General features: G+C 62.8%; 17 protein-coding genes and 1 other RNA gene. 6 read left to right on the top strand and 12 right to left on the bottom strand.

Going from position 1 to position 20,788, the window contains the following annotated elements; all coding sequences use genetic code 11:
* Positions 1–122: 122 nt before the first annotated feature.
* On the bottom strand, positions 123–659 hold the full coding sequence (locus ABAC460_RS46020; RefSeq protein WP_023455656.1) for an SspB family protein: 537 nt from the start codon (positions 657–659) through the stop codon (positions 123–125).
* Positions 660–891: 232 nt separating this feature from the next.
* Between ABAC460_RS46020 and ABAC460_RS51155 the strand changes: the two genes are divergently transcribed.
* Positions 892–2,229 carry a globin-coupled sensor protein gene (locus ABAC460_RS51155; protein ID WP_023455655.1) on the top strand — a complete coding sequence of 446 codons (1,338 nt, stop codon included), beginning with the start codon at positions 892–894 and terminating at the stop codon, positions 2,227–2,229.
* Between the two features lie 138 nt (positions 2,230–2,367).
* On the opposite strand, the gene ssrA is transcribed toward ABAC460_RS51155, so the two are convergent.
* The 5 genes from ssrA to ABAC460_RS45995 all read right to left on the bottom strand — a co-directional run bounded on the left by ssrA (position 2,368) and on the right by ABAC460_RS45995 (position 6,151).
* Positions 2,368–2,720: a transfer-messenger RNA gene (gene ssrA, locus ABAC460_RS49250) on the bottom strand.
* A 34-nt stretch (positions 2,721–2,754) separates the two neighbouring features.
* Positions 2,755–3,246, bottom strand: coding sequence for an RES family NAD+ phosphorylase (locus ABAC460_RS46010; protein WP_023455654.1), 492 nt, complete (start codon positions 3,244–3,246; stop codon positions 2,755–2,757).
* Positions 3,243–3,743, bottom strand: a complete 501-nt coding sequence (gene parS / locus ABAC460_RS46005; RefSeq protein WP_023455653.1) for a type II RES/Xre toxin-antitoxin system antitoxin — start codon at positions 3,741–3,743, stop codon at positions 3,243–3,245. Before parS ends, ABAC460_RS46010 begins: the two co-directional genes overlap by 4 nt.
* Before the next feature lie 54 nt (positions 3,744–3,797).
* A complete protein-coding gene (locus ABAC460_RS46000; RefSeq protein ID WP_023455652.1) occupies positions 3,798–4,640 on the bottom strand; it encodes a HAMP domain-containing protein in 843 nt (280 codons plus the stop codon).
* A 140-nt stretch (positions 4,641–4,780) separates the two neighbouring features.
* Positions 4,781–6,151, bottom strand: coding sequence for an MFS transporter (locus tag ABAC460_RS45995; RefSeq protein ID WP_023455651.1), 1,371 nt, complete (start codon positions 6,149–6,151; stop codon positions 4,781–4,783).
* Positions 6,152–6,540: 389 nt separating this feature from the next.
* Between ABAC460_RS45995 and ABAC460_RS45990 the strand changes: the two genes are divergently transcribed.
* Entirely contained in the window at positions 6,541–7,371 is an 831-nt protein-coding gene (locus ABAC460_RS45990) for an alpha/beta hydrolase (RefSeq protein ID WP_023455650.1), read from the top strand.
* Here ABAC460_RS45990 and ABAC460_RS45985 read toward each other — a convergent pair.
* Positions 7,368–8,039: a UTRA domain-containing protein gene (locus ABAC460_RS45985; protein ID WP_023455649.1), complete on the bottom strand. Its 672-nt coding sequence runs from the start codon at positions 8,037–8,039 to the stop codon at positions 7,368–7,370. The two genes, ABAC460_RS45990 and ABAC460_RS45985, sit on opposite strands and share 4 nt — an antisense overlap.
* The gene (locus ABAC460_RS45980) at positions 8,036–9,379 is read right to left on the bottom strand and encodes a formimidoylglutamate deiminase (RefSeq protein WP_031237480.1); all 1,344 of its coding nucleotides are present in this window, start codon (positions 9,377–9,379) and stop codon (positions 8,036–8,038) included. The genes ABAC460_RS45985 and ABAC460_RS45980 overlap by 4 nt, the downstream gene beginning before the upstream one ends.
* A 103-nt stretch (positions 9,380–9,482) precedes the next feature.
* Here ABAC460_RS45980 and hutI point away from each other — a divergent pair, with 103 nt between their 5' ends.
* From hutI to hutU, 3 genes are read left to right on the top strand one after another with little or no spacing between them, the layout of a single operon-like run.
* Positions 9,483–10,673 (top strand): imidazolonepropionase, encoded by a 1,191-nt coding sequence (gene hutI / locus ABAC460_RS45975; protein WP_023455647.1) that lies wholly within the window; start codon positions 9,483–9,485, stop codon positions 10,671–10,673.
* On the top strand, positions 10,670–12,196 hold the full coding sequence (hutH, locus tag ABAC460_RS45970) for a histidine ammonia-lyase (protein WP_023455646.1): 1,527 nt from the start codon (positions 10,670–10,672) through the stop codon (positions 12,194–12,196). The genes hutI and hutH overlap by 4 nt, the downstream gene beginning before the upstream one ends.
* A gap of 1 nt (position 12,197) precedes the next feature.
* Complete coding sequence (gene hutU, locus ABAC460_RS45965; RefSeq protein ID WP_023455645.1) at positions 12,198–13,862, top strand: urocanate hydratase; 1,665 nt, start codon at positions 12,198–12,200, stop codon at positions 13,860–13,862.
* 6 nt (positions 13,863–13,868) lie between these two features.
* Here the strand turns inward: hutU and ABAC460_RS45960 are convergent, their stop codons facing one another.
* The 3 genes from ABAC460_RS45960 to ABAC460_RS45950 all read right to left on the bottom strand — a co-directional run bounded on the left by ABAC460_RS45960 (position 13,869) and on the right by ABAC460_RS45950 (position 17,877).
* Positions 13,869–15,671 (bottom strand): IlvD/Edd family dehydratase, encoded by a 1,803-nt coding sequence (locus ABAC460_RS45960; RefSeq protein WP_023455644.1) that lies wholly within the window; start codon positions 15,669–15,671, stop codon positions 13,869–13,871.
* 9 nt (positions 15,672–15,680) lie between these two features.
* A complete protein-coding gene (locus ABAC460_RS45955; protein ID WP_023455643.1) occupies positions 15,681–16,853 on the bottom strand; it encodes an aldose epimerase family protein in 1,173 nt (390 codons plus the stop codon).
* Between the two features lie 202 nt (positions 16,854–17,055).
* Positions 17,056–17,877, bottom strand: a complete 822-nt coding sequence (locus ABAC460_RS45950; RefSeq protein ID WP_081716683.1) for a FadR/GntR family transcriptional regulator — start codon at positions 17,875–17,877, stop codon at positions 17,056–17,058.
* A 167-nt stretch (positions 17,878–18,044) separates the two neighbouring features.
* Between ABAC460_RS45950 and ABAC460_RS45945 the strand changes: the two genes are divergently transcribed.
* A complete protein-coding gene (locus tag ABAC460_RS45945; RefSeq protein WP_023455641.1) occupies positions 18,045–18,941 on the top strand; it encodes a DUF3828 domain-containing protein in 897 nt (298 codons plus the stop codon).
* Positions 18,942–18,947: 6 nt separating this feature from the next.
* Here the strand turns inward: ABAC460_RS45945 and ABAC460_RS45940 are convergent, their stop codons facing one another.
* On the bottom strand, positions 18,948–20,762 hold the full coding sequence (locus ABAC460_RS45940; protein ID WP_023455640.1) for an alpha/beta hydrolase family protein: 1,815 nt from the start codon (positions 20,760–20,762) through the stop codon (positions 18,948–18,950).
* Between the last annotated feature and the right edge of the window lie 26 nt (positions 20,763–20,788).

Below are 20,788 nucleotides of genomic sequence, written 5' to 3'. Positions count from 1 at the left end.
CCAGCCGAAAAAGCGTGCCACATCATGTTGTCTGAGATCCCGATACGCCTGCCGATACCAATAGGCATAAGCTTAGGCGATTCTGGGGCGGGACGTACGTCCTTTTTGGGGGAAAACCGGATTTACTTTTTGCGGAACTGGTCCAGCGAAACCACCTTCGGGCCGTCTTCCGGCGGCTCGGAGTCCTGGTTTTCTGAGGTCGGAACCGACAGCAGGTCAGGCGCCAGCGTATCCGCCTCGTCGATCATATCGGACGGATCCGTATCCTGGGTCAGGGCGGTCGCGTCCTCGACTTCGAACTCCAGCATGAACTGGGCGAAGGGGTCATGGAACCGGGTGATGGCCGCATAGGGGACGGTCAGGACCTTGGGCGCGCCGCCAAAGGTCAGGGTAACGCGGAAGAAATCGTCGGCCACGCGCAGGTCGCGGTACTGGTGCTGCAACACGATGGTAATGTCGTACGGGTACCGGGCCAGCAGGTCTTCCGGAATGGATACGCCCTGGCCACGCGTCAGAAAGGTGACGTAGAAATGATGCTCACCTGGCAGCCCTTGCGGCGACGCGGCACGTTGCAATGCCTGCCGGATGACGCCGCGAAGGGCGTTCTGGGTCAGGGTGGCATAATCCATCAGATCGGAAGGCATCTGATCGTCGGTCATGATATCCTTGGGCAATACAGCGGGCGGAACAGGTGTGTGCAAGCGCAATAAGACTTAGCACGACGTGACGCAAACGAAACCGCAAAATTGTCCGGTCACGAAAAAGCGATACTACAGGCCTTTGGCGCTTGCGTAAACGCGATTTCAACGACCTTTGGTTGAGGTAACCTTGGGTTAACCATGGGGGCGTAAACCAAGCGTTGTAGGGCCATTTTTCAGGTTAGGGCGCGTCATGTCCGTTTCAGAAATCGATTTCGGTGCGCGTTTGCGCTTTGCCCGCATCGAGCCGGAGGACATATCGCAGTTGCGCCGGGCCTGGGCCCTGCTTGAGCCTCACCTGCCACGCATACTGACCGCATTCTATAACCATATACAGCGTGAACCGGGTTTGTCGGCCATGATTGGCGAGCGTCAGGACCGGTTAAAGGCGGCGCAGACGCGCCATTGGCACACCCTGTTCAACGACGGTTTCAGCGAGACCTATTTCAATCGCGCCCTGGACATAGGCCGGACGCACCATCGTATCGGGCTGGAGCCGAAATGGTATATCGGAGGCTACCAATTCATCCTTGATGACCTGACCGAGGTGATCGTCAAGGCCCATCGCCTCCAGCCGGCCCGGTTGACCCGGATGCTGACCGCCGTCAACAAGGCCGTGCTAATGGATCTGGATGTTGCCGTATCGACCTATCAGGCGGCCAGTGAAGCGGCGATCCGCGAGCGCGGCCAGCGCACCGAAGCGGCCATCGCCGAATTTCGCGCACAGTTCGACGGTGTGATCGGTATTTTCAATACCAGTTCGGCGCAACTTCAGGCAACGTCGCAGGAATTGGGCCGGGTGGCCGACAGCGCGCAATCGACGTCGCAAACCGTGTCCCACGTCGCATCCACCTCATCGATGGACGCGCAATCGGTCGCGGCTGCGGCCGAAGAACTGACCAAGTCGATCCAGGAGATCAGCGGTCAGATCAATAGTGCTTCCATCGGCATACGCTCGGTGGTCCATATGGCGGAGGTTTCCAGTTCCGAGGTCGAGCGGCTGTCGGTCGCGGTGAACAAGATCGGCGATATCCTCGGGCTGATCCAGGACATTGCCGCCCAGACCAATCTGCTGGCGCTGAACGCTACCATCGAGGCGGCGCGGGCGGGCGAGGCCGGCAGAGGGTTTGCCGTGGTGGCCTCGGAGGTCAAGGCCCTGGCCAGCCAGACGGCACGGGCAACCACCGAGATTGCGCGCCATATTCAGGACATCCAAACCTCAAACGGCAAGGCCGTCGAGGCCATCCGCGGTATGGTCGGCGCCATCAACGAGGTGGAAACCTCGTCGACATCCGTGGCGGCCGCGGTTGAGGAGCAAAGCACCGCAACCAATGAAATCGCCGGGTCGATTCAGCATGTGTCGACGTCGGCGTCCAGCCTGACCGACCACATGGGGACGCTGGACCACGCGGTGCGTCAGACCCAGGTCGCGACGGGCGCTGTGGACGAAGCGGCCCGAACTATGGCGGCGCGGTCGCAGGAACTGACCCATCACACCGAGGCCTTTTTCACCAAACTTCGCGCGTCCTGACCCTAAAGCGCATCCCAAAAAGTGTGACGCACTTTTTGGATAAAGATGCGCGTCAAAACAAAGTTCTGGAGATGTGTTTGACTCGACCAAAAACGCATCTCGCGCTTGCGCGAGACCGACGGACTTTTTTGCGAGAAAAGTGGCAGGCTTCTGTTGCAAGGCGCCTGCCGGGCCCCGCCTAGAGGGCTTATTCCCTAGGAGTTTAGGTGGAGGATCCCCGCTGCATTACGCAGCAAGGGCATGCTCCTGAGCGAAGTTATCGTTCGCAGTTAAGAAATGAGCCGATCGCGGAGGCTCATACCGAGGGAAGGCTTCACCTTTACACGCCTGTCGATGCTGATCGGCCCCATAGAAAATCCCCGAAGGGAGAATGGTGGAGCCGCCGGGAATCGCACCCGGGTCCAGTTCGCTTATTACGTGGGCGTTTATCCCCATAGTCCGGTTGCCCGGACACCACCTATATAGGGGTTTCGTCCGGTCATGAAAAGGGAAGCGGCTGAAAATTTGTCGACCGCCGCACGATCCTTAGCCGGGCGCCCCCAGAGGCATCCGCGAATCGTACTGCCACCGCCTCAGCTTGACTGCCGTGACGCTTGCGGCGTCGCTGTGATGGGGGTTGATCAGAATATTGCTTTCTTCCGGCACAACGATCGACGGGACGACCAGGATCGCGCTGCGTCGGCTTAAGGCCCAGCCGTCACCGAAATCGAGGCTGACCTTGCCTGTGGGCAGGGCGTCCCAGCCGACCGGAGCGGTGTCGCGATCGAGACGTTCCGCCCGGACCCATACGGCATCGGGTATGTCGAAACGGACCAGGTATCGGTTGAACGGCAGGTTGTTGCCGCGCAAATGCACGAAGGTTTCCAGGCAGGCCAAGGCGACGGATTGCGCGGCGTAGAGCAAGGGGGTGCCCTGACGATTCCAACGTCCGCCGGTGGTCTTGGCGCCGGCGCCCGACAGGTCATCGGCGGTGTAGTCCGGCGTGTCCGTGGCGATCCGCCAGACGGACACGGTCATGCGTAGGCGCCACTTTGCATCTGGGCCAGCAGGTTGGAGATCAGGCGCTGGCCTTCCATGGTGTCCAGATAGGTGGCCGGGCATTCGCCACCCAGGGCGGGCAGGGGCTCTTCCAGCCAACGCGCAAGCCATTTGGCGGCGTCGAAGCCCTCGGGATTTCCGGATTGCTGGACCATGGTCTGAACCTGGCCGATCAGGTGCGACAGGCCGATGGCGCGTTCGCTGTCTTCGGCCGACAGGTCTTCGTCCCGCTTGGCCTTGCGGTTGACGGTTGCCGTCGGCACGCGCAGGTAACCCAGAACCTTGTCCTGAGACGAGTCCATCAGCCGTATGACGTTTTTCAGATCGGAAGCCGGCACACCCTCGCGGATCAGGCGGACACGCTGGGCCGGAGTCGATTGGTAGAGCGACAGAAAGTTCGTCAGGGGCATGGCTGGATCGTAGGAAAAGGCGGGGCTGGCCTCCTCGAATCCGGAAAACTGTGGGTTCAGGCTCATGGATCGCTCCTTTGATCTAAATAAATAGCTCAAATGATCCCCACCTTCAAGCCCCTAATCCAGCAAGATTTCACGCAGCTTGAGCTCGTCCCGCCGCTCCGCCTCGCGCTGAGCCTGGGTGGCGCGTTCGTGTTCGATGGCGCGTTCCTTGAGCACCGCCAGGGCCTGCCACACGCTGGAGACCTCATCATTGCCTTCGGTTTCCTTCAACGGAATGGCGTAGTCGCCTTTCGACGTACTGATGATGGCCGAAGCGATGGCCCGCAGCGGCCGGGTGACGAAGTGCGACACCACCCAAAGGGCCAGGCCCAGCATGACGATGATGAAGGCGAGTGAAGCGACGAAGAATTCAACGGCGCGGCGCTGGGTAAAACTATCGGCTTCGGTGCGCGCAGCCGTCAGTTCCGTGTGGGTCGACTTGACCACGGCCTCGACCTTGGCCTGGAAGGCGATGCGGGTGGGACGATTGGCGACCCCCAGCCGTTCCGCGCTGGCATGGTCGCCGGCACCCCCGACCCGCGCCAGTTCGCGGCGCAGGGTGATAAAGGCGGCGGCTTCGCGGCTGAGGTCGGCGACCTGAGCCGTTTCGGCGCCGACGCTGTCCTTGCGCCATTCTGCCAGCAACACTTCCATCTCGTCGAGATTGCGGTTGAGATTGCCGGCGAACACGGCTGATTCGGTTGCGTCATTGGCGACGTAGAGGCCGCGCGCTTCCATCACCACCTGGCTGACCAGGCGATTGAGATGCTCGCCGCGCCAGGCGTTGAGATAGGCGCGGTCGAACCGCCCCATCATGCGGTTGTAATCGGACAGCGTCGCCAGGCCCAGCACGGTGACAGCCAGGGCCATGACAGCAAAACTGCCCACCAGGGCGAGGATACGAACTCGGATCGACATGGACGGGGCCTCAGAAGCAATACAGGCGATCAACCTAGCAAAAAAGCCTGAATAATCTGTGGCCGCCGCAGGATGCGGATAAAAAATTATGGCGGAGTGACCAGGTCACTCCGCCATAATTGCGGCATTCCAGGTCCAGGTTAGGTCTTGGGCGCTTCAGCCACTCCGTCCAGCTTGGTCGTGCGTTCGAGCCTGGGGCTCATCACGTGGATGACCAGGACGGCGATCAGATAGACCGAACCGGCGATCCAGAAAATGGTCCGGTACGAACCCGTCGCTTCCAGGATGAAGCCTACATTCTTGGACATCAGCATACCGCCGATGGCGCCGCACATGCCGCCGAAGCCGATCACCGAGGCCACGGCCGCACGTGGCACCGTGTCGGTCGGAATGGTGTAGACATTGGCCGAGAAGGCCTGGTGCGCGGCGGTGGCGATACCGATGATCAGCACAGCCGTCCACAGGTCCTTGACGCCGTCCAGGAAGAAGACCGGCAAGACCATCAGGGCGAAGACGAACAGGGTGATCTTGCGCGACCAGTTGACCGAAACGCCCGACTTGATCAGTTGCGACGACATCCAGCCGCCGGCCACGGAACCGACGTCGGACATCAGGTAGATGACGATGATCGGCAGGCCGAAGCTGGACAGGTCCAGGCCGTAATTCTTCTTCAGCATGCCAGGCAGCCAGAACAGCCACACCCACCAGATCGGATCGATCAGGAACTTGGCGATGGCGAAGATCCAGGTTTCCTTGACGGCGATGACCTTCAGCCACGGCACCTTGGGGCTCTTGTCGGCCGGATCGCTTTCGATGATGGCCAGTTCGACGGGATTGACCTTGGCGTGTTCGCGCGGGCGGCGGTACATGGCCCACCACACCAGCACCCAGGCCATGCTGGCCAGACCGGTGACGAAGAAGGTCGCCTGCCAGCCCCAGCCCAGGCCCTGCATGTCCAGGGTGAAATTGCCCAGAGTCATGTGGACGGTGCCCAGCGTGATCAGCGGCACGGCGAACGGTGCAACGATGGCGCCCAGGTTCGAACCGGCGTTGAAGACACCGACGGCCAGGGCGCGTTCCTTTTGCGGGAACCATTCGGCAATGGCCTTCAGGCTGGCCGGGAAGCTGCCCGATTCCCCGATGCCCAGGGCGAAGCGCATGACCATGAAGTTGGCCGCACTGCCGGCGAACCCGGTCAGGGTGTGGGCGACGGTCCAGATGACGAAGGCAATGCTGTAGCCGGCGCGGGCGCCGATGCGGTCGATGATGCCGCCGAAGCTGACATAACCTATGGCGTAGGCGCACTGGAACCAGAAGACGATGTCGGCATAGGTCTGTTCGGTCCAGCCCTGCTCGGGGCCGACGACGTCTTTCAGAAGGGCGAAGGTCTGACGGTGGGTGTAGTTGATGACCATCGCCACCAGCAGCAGGATACAGATGACCCAGCGGTAATTGCTGGCCTTCTGCGCCGCGGAAGAGGTGATCGCGTCACGATCCAGATCTTTCGGCATTTGGACTTCCCTGTGTTTTGTGTATTGTTAGCGTTATCAAGCCCTTTTCGGGCCTTTTGTCCAGTGCAATAAGCCTCAGCGTGACACCGGTGTCAAGGAGGGCTCCCGTCATCGGTGAATTTCTAACGGCGATATTTTTTATGCCCCCCATGTAACACTCGGCGCGCACCCAGAGTCAAATATCGCAACCCGGCGTCAGGACTGCGAAATTGTCGGATTTTTCCTCCGTGCAATCCATTTCGGTGCTTCGGTACCGCTTGAATGACGGCCGTCATCTCTCCATAGTTGCACCTGGCGGCTGTTCAGAATTCGCCATGCCTATCCAGTTCGCGTGTCCGATGCAGCCGGTTTTCCGGCTGCGCTTCCTCCCCCATTCAAGGACCGAAACCATGACTTCCACGACCGAAGAGACCTTCGCCGGCAAGGGCGGGGTCGCTATCTTTTACCGTTCCTGGGTGCCGGCTGGGGCGCCCAAGGCCATCGTCGTCCTGATGCATGGTTTCAATTCCCACAGCGGCCAGTACGAATGGCCGGCACAACAATTTGCTGCCGCTGGCTACGCCGTCTATGCCGGCGACATGCGCGGCCGCGGCAAGTCCGGCGGCAAGCGTTTTTACGTCGACAGTTTTTCGGACTACATCTCCGACGTCGGCGGGGTCTGCGACATCGCCCGCGCCCGTCATCCCAACCTGAAACTGTTCGTGCTCGGCCACAGTGCCGGCGGCGTGGTCGCCACGTCCTCTACTTTGGACAACCAGGACAAGGTGGCCGGCCTGGTCTGCGAAAGCTTCGCCTACCGTGTGCCGGCGCCGGAACTGGCGCTGGATTTCCTGACCTTCCTCAGTGGCTTCCTGCCCAATGCTCCGGCGCTGAAGCTGAACAATGCCCATTTCTCGCGCGACCCGGCGGCCGTAGCGGCGTTGAATGCCGATCCGCTGATCAAGGACGAAACCCAGCCGATGAAGACGGTCGGCGAGATGTGGAAGGCCGATCGCCGGCTGCAGGTGTCGTTCGGAAAGATCAAGACGCCGAGCTTCATCATCCACGGCACGGAGGATAAGGCGACCTCCTATCCGGGCAGCGAGGAGTTCTACAAGAAGTCCGGCGCCACCGACAAAACCCTGAAACTGTACAAGGACCATTTCCACGACCTGCTGGCCGATGTCGGCAAGGAAGGCGTGATGGCCGATATCATCGCCTGGGTCGACCAGCGCGTTTAGTTTCGGCCAAACGACGCCGTCAGCCGGTAGGCGGTGCCATCGAAGGCCTGGCGGACGACGGTGACGACGGCGTCGTCCTTCCAGGTCCGGCGTTCGACGACCAGACAGGCGGCGCCCTTATCGACGCCCAACCGGGCGGCGATCGAAGCGGGGGCGGCGAGGGCGCTGACCATGTGCTCGACCCGCGTCCACGGTACCGCCTGCAGCAGCCAGTGGCCTGGCGACTGCACCGTAAAGTCCGCGGTCGCCGCTTCGGGGACTGCGGTCAGGCTGATCCGGCGTTCCTCGAAGGCCAGGGCGCGGTCCTGGGCGTAGTGGATGCCGGTCAGGGACAGGGTCGGGCCGTTGAGATCGCTGTCGTTGCGGGTCTGTGCGTTCAAGAGCTCGAAACGGTAGCGGTCGCCACGCGCCGTCACCTCGACCTCGATGTCCGGAATCTCCAGCACCGGGGTATCCAGCCGTGGCAGGCGCACGAAGGAGCCGGCCCGTTTGCGCCGTTCGATCAGGCCATCGCCGGCCAACTGGCTCAGCGCCTTGTTGACGGTCATGCGGGCGCAGCCATAGGTCTGCATCAGCTCGTGCTCGGTCGGGATGCGCTGGCCGGGCCGTAATTCACCCGAACGGATGCGGTCTTCCAGGTCGCGGCTGATCCGGCGGTGCAGGGTCATGCGCGCAAGGTCTCTAGCGCGCGAACATATTTTGGCAGAATACGATCGCGCATGATGTGGCGACCGTCCTGCACCTGAAGCCGTCCATATCGCCAGACCCGGTCGACCAGGCTGCCGCCGGCGGCAAAGACCAGCGAGTCGAGGATCTCGTCACCCGTCTTTCCGGCCAGAGCGGCATGATCGGCTTTGAGGCTGACGATATCGGCGGGCCCGCCCTCGAAGAGCCCGGCCGGGTAACCCAGGGCTTGAGCCCCACCGGCGATGGCGTCATTGTAAAGCCGCGCACCCGTTGACTGGCCTGGCTGGGCCAGGACGTTGCGCGCGCGGTGCGAGAGTCTCTGGCCGTATTCCAGCAGCCGCAATTCCTCTGCGACACTGATACAGACATTGGAATCGCTGCCGATCCCCCAACGGCCGGTATAGGTGGACGCGGGGAACAGGCCGTCGCCGAGATTGGCTTCGGTGATCGGACACAGGCCGGCGACGGCGCCGCTACGCGCCAGCCGCGCGGTTTCATCTTCGGTCATGTGGGTGGCGTGAACCAGGCACCAGTTCGGTCCGACCCGGAAATTTCTCAACAACCATTCCACCGGCCGTCTGTCGTAGTAGAGGACGCAGGCACCGACCTCCGCAACCTGCTCGGCGATATGGATGTGGATCGGTCCGCCCAGGGCCAGGGGCAGAATGGTTTTCAGTTCGTCCCAACTCACGGCCCTCAGCGAGTGTGGGGCGATGCCGACCTTGCCATCGGGGAGGGCGGCGACATGGCGCCGGGCGCCGTCCATCAGGTCGGCATAGCTGTCAGGCGAAGTTACGAAGCGCCTTTGCTCTTCACTCGGTGGCTGGCCGAAACCTTTGTGGGCGTAGAAGACCGGCAGCAAGGTGAATCCAATCCCTGTGGTTTCGGCGGCTGCGCAAACGGCTGCTGACATCTCGGCCGGGTCGTCAAACGGCCTCCCGTCGGCGCCGTGATGGACGTAGTGGAATTCCCCGACCCGGGTAAAGCCGGCCTCCAGCATCTCCATGTAAGCTAAGGTCGCGACGGCCGTAAAAGTTTCCGGATCGAGGCGCGCGGTGACGTCGTACATCCGCTCGCGCCAGCTCCAGAAACTGTCCTCACCGGTCCCGCGCCGCTCGGTAAGACCGGCCATGGCGCGCTGGAAAGCGTGGCTGTGCAGGTTGGGCATGCCGGGCAGGGCGATGGCGTGACGTTCGTCGCCGGCTTCAGGCGCCACATCGGTTTCGATCCGAGCGATATGACCGCCCGCCAGCGTTAGACGCACATCCTGTGCCCAGCCGTCGCCGAGCAAGGCTTCCCTGAACCAAAGTCTGCTCTGCACCGGGCCACCTCACGGAAACTTGCGTCGCCGGACAGTTTGCCGCTTGCCAAGAGTAATGTCTATACATTATCCATTATGTCTAGACATAATTTGGGAGCGGCCGATGCGCTGCGATACGCTGTGGACGAATGCCCGCCTCGTGCCCATGATCTCCGGCCTAGAGATCGTGGACGGCATGATTGCATCGCGTGACGGCCGCATCGTCTATGCCGGGGCGCCGCGCGACATCGACGCCAACACCGTCCATGACCTGGACGGACGGCTGGTGACTCCGGGCCTGATCGATCCCCACACCCATCTGATCTATGCCGGCGACCGTTGCCATGAATTCCGCCTGCGCCTGGAAGGGGCCTCCTACGAAGACATAGCCCGCGCCGGCGGCGGTATCGCCACCACGGTCCGCGCCACCCGCGCCGCCAGCGAGGCCGACCTGATGGCCCAGGCCCTGCCGCGTCTTGATGCCCTCCTGGCCGAAGGCACGACCACGGTCGAAATCAAATCCGGCTACGGCCTGACCCTGGCCGACGAACTGAAGATGCTGCGCGCCGCCCGCGCCCTGGCGAGCCATCGCCCGGTGCGGATCGTCACCACCTTCCTGGGCGCCCATGCCCTGCCGCCGGAATATGCCGGCCGGGCCGACGACTACACTTCCAGTATATGCGAAGTGATGATTCCGGCCGTCGCCGCCGAAGGCCTGGCGGTCGCTGTCGATGCCTTTTGCGAAAATATCGGCTTCACGCCCGACCAGACCGACCGCGTCCTGACCGCCGCGCGGGCACACGGCCTGCAGGTCAAACTCCATGCCGAACAGTTGTCCAACCTAAACGGAGCGGCCCTGGCCGCCCGTCATGGCGCCCTGTCGGCCGATCATCTCGAATATCTCGATGACGCCGGCATAGCCGCCATGCGCGCCGCCGGCACGGTCGCGACCCTTTTACCGGGCGCCTTCTACACCCTACGCGAAACCAGGCTGCCGCCGATCGCAGCCTTGCGCGAAGCTGGCGTGCCCATAGCCCTGGCGACCGACCACAACCCCGGCACCTCGCCGCTCTGCTCACTGCTGCTGACCATGAATATGGGCGCGACCCTGTTCCGCCTGACGGTCGGGGAATGCCTGGCCGGCGTTACCCGTCATGCCGCCACCGCCCTCGGACTGGGCGACGAAATCGGCACGCTGGAACCCGGCAAGGCCTGCGATCTGGCCATCTGGGACGTCGACGTCCCGGAACAGCTGGTCTGCCGCATCGGCCTCAACCCCTTGTTCCAACGCGTTTTCAACGGAGCGGTGTCATGATCACCCTGACCGCCGGCCAGGTCACCCTTGACCACTGGCGCGACATCTATCGCGGCGCCCGGTTCCGGCTGGATCCCGCCTGTCTGCCTGCCGTCGAAGCCAGCGCCGCCGCCGTCCTGCGCATCCTCGCCCAGGGCGAGCCGGTCTATGGCATCAATACCGGCTTCGGCAAGCTGGCCTCGACGCGCATCGACGACCATGACCTGGCCAGGCTACAGCGCAATATCATCCTGTCCCACGCCGCGGGCGTCGGCGCCCCGTCGCCACGACCGGTGGTGCGGCTGATGCTGGCACTGAAACTGGTCAGCCTGGCCCAGGGCGTTTCCGGCGTCCAGACCACCACCCTGGCCCTTCTCGAAGTCCTGCTGACCCACGACCTGATGCCGGTGATTCCGTGCCAGGGCAGTGTCGGCGCCTCTGGTGACTTGGCGCCGCTGGCCCATATGGCCGCAGCCATGATGGGGGTAGGGGAGATCGACGCGGCCGGCACCGTCATGCCGGCCGCGGACGCCTTGAAAGCGGCCGGCCTGAACCCGCTCGTGCCCGGCCCCAAGGAAGGCCTCGCCCTGCTCAACGGCACGCAGTTTTCGACCGCCAACGCCCTGGCGGGTCTGTTCGAAGCCGAACGACTATTGCAAACCGCCCTGGTCACCGGCGCCTTGTCGACGGAAGCCGCCAAGGGTTCCGATGCGCCCTTCGATCCGCGTATCCACGCCGTCCGCCGTCACCGCGGCCAGATCGATACCGCCCACACCTTGGGTGAACTGATGAGCGGTTCAGCCATCCGCGCTTCGCATCTCAAGGGCGACGAAAGAGTCCAGGACCCGTACTGCCTGCGCTGCCAACCCCAGGTCATGGGCGCGGCTTTGGACATCCTGCGCCAGGCGGCGGCGACCCTGGAAACCGAAGCCAATGGCGTGTCCGACAACCCGCTGATCTTTACCGATCCCGACGTCGCCCTGTCCGGCGGCAATTTCCACGCCGAACCGGTGGCCTTTGCCGCCGACATGATCGCCATGGCGGTGTGCGAAATCGGCTCGCTGTCCGAACGCCGGGTGGCCATGCTGGTCGATCCGGCCCTGTCGCGCCTGCCTGCGTTTCTGACGCCGCATCCGGGGCTGAACTCCGGCTTCATGATCCCCCAGGTGACCGCCGCCGCCCTGGTCTCCGAAAACAAACAAAGGGCCTACCCGGCGTCGGTCGATTCCATCCCGACATCCGCCAACCAGGAAGACCATGTGTCCATGGCCGCCCACGGTGCCCGGCGTCTTAAAGACATGGCCGACAATGCTTTCGGTGTCTTGGGCATCGAACTTCTGGCGGCCGCTCAAGGCAGCGACTTCCACGCCCCCTTAACCTCGTCGGTGGCCCTGGAACGCGTCCGTGCCCTGGTCCGTGGCTCGGTACCGGCTCTGGACGACGACCGTCATTTCCATCCCGACCTGCAAAAGGCCATCGCCCTGGTCAGCACGGGCGCCGTGGCCCGGGCCGCCGGCATCGCCCTGCCGACCGTAAGGAGTTAACATGTCCACCGACAATGTCCGCCGCATCCTGCCGGCCACGGGCACGGAGCTGACCGCCAAGTCCTGGCTGACCGAAGCGCCGCTGCGCATGCTGATGAACAACCTGCATCCCGACGTCGCTGAACGGCCCGAAGACCTTGTCGTCTACGGCGGCATCGGCCGGGCGGCGCGCGACTGGGCCAGCTACGACAAGATCGTCGAAACCCTGCGCCGCCTCGACGACGACCAGACCCTGCTGATCCAGTCGGGTAAGCCGGTGGGTGTCTTCCACACCCACCGCGATGCCCCACGCGTGCTGATCGCCAACTCCAACCTGGTGCCGCGCTGGGCCAACTGGGAGCGTTTCAGCGAGCTCGACCGCAAGGGCCTAATGATGTACGGCCAGATGACGGCCGGATCGTGGATCTATATCGGCACCCAGGGCATCGTCCAGGGTACCTACGAAACCTTTGCCGAGATGGGGCGCCAGCATTTCGGCGGCGATCTGAAAGGCCGCTGGCTGCTGACCGCCGGCCTGGGCGGTATGGGCGGCGCCCAACCTCTGGCCGCTGTCATGGCCGGCGCCTCGTGCCTGGCTATCGAATGCCAGGCGTCCCGTATCGAGATGCGGTTGCGCACCGGCTATCTCGACCGCTCGACCGATAATATCGACGAAGCCCTGGCCTGGATCACCGGGGCGAAGACGCCCCAAAAAACGCCCCTGTCGGTCGGGCTGCTCGGCAACGCCGCCGAGATACTACCCGAACTGTTCCGGCGCGGTGTCCGTCCCGACATGCTGACCGACCAGACCTCGGCCCACGATCCCGTCAACGGCTATCTGCCGGCGGGCTGGTCGGTGGAACAATGGCTGAGCATGCGCGAAAGCGCCCCCCAAGCCGTAGCCCGCTCCGCCAAGGCTTCCATGGCGGTCCATGTCCAAGCCATGCTGGACTTCGCCAAGGCCGGCGTGGCCACGGTCGACTACGGCAACAATATCCGTCAGGTTGCCCTGGACGAAGGTGTTGCCAACGCCTTCGATTTTCCGGGTTTCGTGCCGGCCTATATCCGGCCGCTATTCTGCCGTGGCATCGGTCCGTTCCGCTGGGTGGCGCTGTCGGGCGACCCGGAGGATATTTACCGCACCGATGCCAAGGTGAAGGAACTGCTGCCCGACAATGCCCACCTGCATAACTGGCTGGACATGGCGCGACAGAAGATCAAGTTCCAGGGCCTGCCGGCGCGCATCTGCTGGGTGGGATTGGGCGACCGTCACCGCCTGGGCCTAGCCTTCAACGAGATGGTCCGCAGCGGCGAGCTTAAGGCGCCGGTGGTCATCGGCCGCGACCATCTCGATTCCGGCTCGGTCGCTTCACCCAACCGCGAGACCGAAGCCATGCGCGACGGATCGGACGCCGTGTCGGACTGGCCGCTGCTCAACGCCTTGCTGAACACGGCGTCGGGGGCGACCTGGGTGTCGCTGCACCATGGCGGCGGCGTGGGGATGGGCTATTCGCAGCACGCCGGCATGGTCATCGTCTGCGACGGCAGCGAAGACGCCGACCGCCGCTTGCGCCGCGTGTTGTGGAACGACCCGGCGACGGGCGTCATGCGCCACGCCGACGCCGGTTACGACATCGCGCTCGATTGCGCCCGCGAGCACGGACTGGACCTGCCGGGGATTTTGTAACCGGAGTTAGTGATTATCTCTGGGCAGGCCCATCGTCTGGGCGATACGCTGGAACTGCACCGAATCTTCCAGCGTGGCGCCGGTGTCCATCTGGCCGACGACGGCGCGTTGCATGACCTGCCACGGCGTCTGGCTCTTCGGATACTGGAAGCCGCCCGCCGCGTCGAGCGCGGCCCGGCGCTGGGCCAGGTCCTCGTCGGAAATCAGCACATTGACCGTGTTGGTCAGCAGGTCGACGCGCACCTGGTCGCCGGTCTGCAGCAGGGCCAGGTTGCCCCCGGCCGCGGCTTCCGGCGAAGCATTCAGGATCGACGGCGAACCCGACGTGCCCGACTGACGGCCATCGCCGATACAGGCCAGGGACGAGATGCCCTTCTTGATCAGGTAGGACGGCGGACGCATGTTGACGACCTCGGCCGCGCCGGGATAGCCGATCGGGCCGGCACCGCGCATGAACAGGATGCAGTGCTCGTCGATCCCCAGTGACTCGTCGTCGATGCTGTTGTGATAATGTTCCGGCCCGTCGAACACGATGGCCCGGCCTTCGAAGGCCTCCGGATCGTTTGGGTTGGACAGGTAGCGCGCGCGGAATTCCGGCGAAATCACGCTGACCTTCATAACGGCGGAGGTAAACAGGTTGCCCGACAGGACGCGGAAACCGGCGCGTTCCTTCAGCGGCTTGTCATAGGGACGGATGACGTTCTCATCTTCGATGACAGCGTCACGGCAGTTGTCGCCCAGCGACGTGCCGGTAACGGTCAGGGCATCCTCATGGATCAGGCCCTGGTTCATCAATTGCTTGACCACGGCGGGAACGCCGCCGGCATGGTGATAATCTTCGCCGAGATATTCGCCGGCCGGCATCAGATTGACGATCAGCGGCACCTCTTCGCCATAGGTCTGCCAGTCCTCGACCTTCAGCTCGACGCCGATATGGCGGGCCAGGGCGTTGAGGTGGATCGGGGCATTGGTCGAGCCGCCGATGGCCGAATTGACGCGGATGGCGTTGATAAACGCCTCTTTGGTCAGAATATCCGACGGCTTGAGGTCTTCATGGACCATGTCGACGATGCGCTTGCCGGTGCGCCAGGCGCATTCCTGGCGGTCGCGGTGCGGCGCCGGAATGGCGGCCGAGTAGGGGAGTTGCATGCCCAGGGCTTCGGCCAGCGAGTTCATCGTCGTGGCCGTGCCCATGGTGTTGCAGTAGCCGGTCGACGGCGCCGACGACGCCACCAGCTTGATGAAGCCCTGGTAGTCGATCTCGCCGGCGGCCAGCAGTTCGCGAGCCTTCCAGACGATGGTGCCGGAACCGGTGCGTTGCCCCTTGTACCAGCCGTTCAGCATCGGGCCGACCGACAGGGCGATGGCGGGGATATTGACCGTGGCGGCCGCCATCAGGCAGGCCGGCGTGGTCTTGTCGCAGCCGATCGTGAGTACCACCCCGTCCAGCGGGTAGCCATACAGGACCTCGACCAGGCCGATATAGGCCAGGTTGCGGTCCAGCCCGGCTGTCGGGCGCTTGCCGGTTTCCTGGATCGGGTGAACCGGGAATTCCAGCGGGATACCGCCCGCTTCGATAATGCCTGCCCGGATGCGGTCGGCCAGCACCAGGTGGTGCCGGTTGCAGGGCGACAGGTCGGAGCCGGTCTGGGCAATGCCGATAATCGGCTTGCCGGATTGCAGCTCCTCCAGCGACAGACCGAAGTTCATGTAACGCTCCAGGTAGAGCGCCGTCATGTCGGCATTGTGCGGGTTGTCGAACCAGGCGCGCGAGCGCAGCGTTTTTTGGGCAGGCTTATCGAAGGACATCAGGGGGTCTTACTGGACAGTGTAGAGGTGATGGACGGTCGTCTGGGTGTAGGTCTGGCCGGGATCCAGGCGGGTCGTCGGGAAGGACGCCTGGTTGGGGCTGTCCGGGTACCGTTGCGCTTCAAAGGCGACGGCCTGGTACTTGACCAGCTTCTGGCCGCCCTTGCCGGCAATGGTGCCGTCCAGGAAGTTGCCGGTGTACATCTGGATGCCCGGCTCGGTGGTGGCGATGGTCATGCCGCGGCCCGTGGTCTTGTCTTCGATCGTGACAGCAGGCTTCGGCGCGGGCGTCAGGCCGCCACGGATGATGTAATTGTGGTCGATACCGGCATTACCGATGACGATCTGCGGGTGGGTCGAGGTAACGCGCTCGCTGATCAGGCCCGGGGTATTGAAGTCGAAGGGGGTACCCTTGACGGCCAGTTCGCCAGTCGGGATCAGGGTCTTGTCGACGGCCAGGATGGCGTCGGACTCGATCTTCACCGTCGCGTCCAGCGCCGAACGCGTGACCGGAACGCCGCCCAGGTTGAACAGCGAGTGGTTGGTCATGTTGACGACGGTCGGCTTGTCGGTGGTGGCCTTGTAGCTGATCGTCAGGTCGTTGTTTTCGTTGAGCGCATAGGTCACTTCGGCGGTCACGGTGCCGGGATAGCCTTCCTCGCCGTCCGGCGAGACATATTGCAGGGTGACGGAGGCGGTATCGCCGCTCTTGACGTCGGTGATGGTCCAGTTGCGCTTGTCCCAGCCCTTCAGGCCGCCGTGCAGTGCGTTGGGCTTGTTGTTGATGGCCAGGGTGTATTCCTTGCCGTCTAGGGTGAACTTGCCCTTGGCGATGCGGTTGGCATAGCGGCCGACGGTGACGCCGGTATAGTTCGGGGTCTTTTCGTAGCCTTCGATGTTGTCATAGCCGATGACGATATCGCCGGGCGCGCCGGCCTTGTCGGGCACGATCAGGTTCTGCAGGGTGGCGCCGTAGGTAATGATGCGGGCGGACACGCCCTTGGAATTCTTCAGCACCACGGCCTCGACCTTGCTGCCGTCCGACAGCGCGCCCCAATCGGCGCGTTCCGCGCTTACCGCGGCGGCCTTGGTTGTCTCCGCGCCCTTGTCGGCGCAGGCCGACAGGCACATGATCGCGCCCAGGCTTACCGCCAAACCCAATTTCTTCACCATCGACATCATGCTATGCCTCTCCTGAGACGCTGGGACTAAAGAACGTCCGTTTCCAACACCCGTTATGCGCCCGGCCGCATGGCAAGGCACTAATTTATCGCACGAGTCATAGCCGTGACTATAAAGTCAGACAATAGGAAATTAAAAAATCACACAAAATAACCGCCGTTTAAGGCTCGGCTCGCGTGATTTGCGCCTTCGCTAAGGACTTTCAGTTCGTAAACGCGCGCTGGGTGTCTTCGTGGGCCATGCGGATGAGTGATTCCATGCACCACCGTGCCGCCCGCCCGTCGCCGGCCGCGACCGCTTCAAAGACGCGTTCATGGTCCGGCACCGGGTCGCGGGTCAGCACATTGTGCCGCGCCTTGTAGCGCGTCGTCCACGACACCGCGGCTTCGATCGATGAGCTGAGCGACGCCAGGGCTTCGTTGTCGGTGGCCTGGATCAGGGTGTGGTGAAACTCCAGGTCGGCGCGGCGGCCGGCCTCGGTCTGCAGCGTCTCGCGCTTCATGACCTCGATCGAATGGCGCATCGATTCGACCTGCTCGTCGGTGCGGCGCTGGGCGGCCAGTTCGGCGGCCGCCGGTTCGGTAATCAGGCGCAGTTCGAACAGCGCCTTGACGAAGTCATGGGGAGGCTCGGTCTCGAACATCCAGCCCAGGACCTCGGGATCCAGCAGGTTCCAGCGCGTCCGTTCGGTAACGCGCGTGCCGGTCTTGGGACGGCTCTCGACCATGCCCTTGGCGGCCAGGATGCGGATGGATTCGCGATAGGCCGAACGCGAAATGTCCAGCGACGACGACGAATCGATTTCATTGGGCAGGATTTCGCCCTGCTTGTAGACGCCGCGCAGGATATCGACGCCCAGTTGCCGCGCCAGGGCGCCGTGCAGCCGGCCCTGATACATCGGATGGTTCTGTCCGGGGCCGCCGTCACGCGGGCGCGCGGCGCCTATTTTCAGGCGGCGGGACAGGGTCTTGATGTCGGAGGACTCGTCTTCGCCGGCCGACTCGGGTGGGGCGGGTTTTCTCATGTCCATGTCATGACACTGAAATGTCTGTTTGACAAAGCTATTTTGCGGCGTATTGGCGAAGCAGAAAGCTTTATTTGTCTGAGTAAATCGGCGTTACATTACAGGCTTTGTACATGGTCAGTCCAACTCTTCCCGCTTAGATTGGCATCACTTCAGGGGAGACCGCCATGTTGCGCCGTACGTTTCTTATCTCTGCCCTGGCGCTGTCGGCGGCGCCGGTACTCGCCGCAACACCCGGCCCTGCGCCGGAACAGATCATCCGCGATCTCTATGCCCTGTATAAGCCGGTCGGCATGGACGTCTATCCCGACGTGAAGCCGCAGCGGTTGATGACCACCGAACTGGCAGTGTTGTACACGGCTGGCGCAACGGAGCCCGACAACAATATTCCGCCTCTGGACTGGGACATCTTCGTCAACGGCCAGGATTTCGGCGTGACCAGGCTCAAGGTGAAGCGCGAAGGCGACGTCGTCACGGCGAAGTTCGACAATCTGGGTGAGGCGACTACGGTCTTCTACGATTTCGTCGCGACGCCGGAGGGTTGGCGCATCGACAATGTCCGCTATCCTGACGATGAAAACGGGCCGGGTTTTGACCTGCGCCATTTCGCCCATCTGCTGCTCGCCACCCCGGCCTCGGACCCGGAACCGGGGTCGACCATCGTCCGCTACTACGCGCCCATGATGGAACCCTCCGCCAGTTCCACCGATGAGCCGTACATGCCATTCACGACAGAACTGGAAGCCCAGTACGACAAGGCGGTTCAGGACCGGCCCGACGGCGAAATGCCGCTGATCGACTGGGATATCTTTGTCAGCGGCCAGGATGCGCGGATCGAATATGTCTACGTCCTGGCCACCGACAAAGATGCGCCGGACCAGCAGACGGTCACCGCCTTTTTCGCCAATATGGGTAAGGCGACGGCGGTGATCTACGACTTCGTCAAGCAACCGGAAGGCTGGCGGATCAGCGACGTCCGCTACCCGGAAAACGAGACCTTTCCGCAGGGTTTTTCGCTGACGGCCTATATCGAAAACGATGGCGTGGTGGGGCTGGAACCTTGAGTTCGATCATGCCGGATTGTGTTTTTTCAGAAAGGCGCTGATGGCGTCGATCATCTGGATTCGCGTATCCTCGCGCGACAGCCAGTGATCTTCGCCTTTAAGCTTGACGAATTCGCAGGTCTTGCCGGCCTGGCGAAGTGCCCGTTCCATGCGATAACTTTGTTCGATCGAAACGATGATATCGTCGACGCCATGAACCAGCAGGATCGGTATCGTTACCGCGTCTGCGTGTTTGACAGGGGAAATCTCGTCCACATCGCCATCGCCGATCATCCGGCGAATATAGCGGTAGTCGGAGTTTTCACGCAGGTTCGAGTTCAGCAGATACTGGTATTCGACGTCGCTGACTCCGGCGACCGACACTGCGCAGCGATAGACGCCGGTATCGAGCGTCGCTCCGGCCAGCGCGGCATAACCGCCATAGGAACTACCGACGATCGCCACCCTGGATGGATCGATGATGCCCTGCGCGGTCAGATGACGAACACCGTCGGACAAGTCGGTCTGCATTTTGCGTCCGTATTCCCCGAAGCCGGCCTTGATAAACCCCCATCCGAAACCCGTGGACCCACGATAGTTGGGTTGGAGAACCGCGTAGCCTTGCGCTGCGTAAGCTTGCGCTTCCCAATCGAAAGCCAGCGTATCGCGGGCATTGGGGCCGCCGTGCGGCAGAACGATCAGCGGCAGGTCTTTTACGCCCCGCAACGGCGGAAGCGTCAGGAAAGCTGGAATCGAAAGGCCGTCCGCCGCAGGATAATCCATGCGGACCTTATCGCTGAGCCATTCGGTCGGAATGGTCGGAAAGTTGCTTTCGATATCGACGATGTCACCCGTGGTAAAGTCACAGAAGGTGTAGCTGCCTGCATTTCCCTTGCCTTCGAAATACAGGAGAACCTTGCGCGGATCTTCGGCAAAATCGACGGCCCGGACGCGTTGCCCCGGAGTGGCCAGGGCCAGAACGGCCGTCTGGACGTCTGCCATGATCGGGTCGTCGTAATGATAGGTCGGCCAGTCCCCCTGGGTGCCGTGGCCACAGAGTTGCCAGGTCGTCGGATGGAACAGCGGGAACATGTCTTCTCGCCCGTCAAAGAGCGGCGGGCCCAACTGAGCGTCTGCCCCGATCTCGTGATAGCTTCCACCGCCGTCGTCGTTGCGAATATATACAATCAGAGATTTGCCATCTGGCCCCAACCCGATCAGGCTGGAGGTATCGATGACGATCGGTTCGCGGCGCAACTGGGACCAGTGGCCGTCGGAGAAGTATTCAAGATACCACAACTCCTCCTTCAGCTTGGAATTATCTACCCGTTCCCGGCCGACGAGGGTGCCGTCAGGCAGGAAGGCCCACGACTTGAAGCCGCGCCCCCCGCTGTCGAGTATTCGTTCCTTTCCGTCATCCAGGCTGTAATCCCAAAGAATCCCGCCATGGGTAATGGCCAGCCGGTAACCGCCCTCGCCGTGGAGCAGACCGAGAACCTCCGAGTCCGGCAAATCCCTCACCTTGCCGGTGCGGATGCTGATGATACGCGTGTGGAAGATTTCCATGGACCCACGAAAGGTCCGTGACTGGGTGACTGCGACGTGTTCGGGACTGGCCCAGTACACAGTGCGTAATTTTTCATCCGCCAAAGGGGCAACTGTCTGTTCACCGCTGGCAATTGCGGTAATTTTCAACAGGTGACGACCATTCTCCCAGGCGACGATGGCCAGATGCGCGCCATCGGGCGACAGGGCGATATCTTCGACGCGGGGCGTGGCGGCGAACTGCGCCGGCAAGGGGGCAACGCTTTCGGCGTGCAGTGCACGCGGAAAGGCGGCCATCCCAACCGTCAGGCCGGTCAGAACTT

The organism is Asticcacaulis sp. AC460, assembly GCF_000495795.1.
Taxonomy (GTDB): domain Bacteria; phylum Pseudomonadota; class Alphaproteobacteria; order Caulobacterales; family Caulobacteraceae; genus Asticcacaulis.
This window is presented reverse-complemented; position numbering and strand designations above follow the sequence as displayed.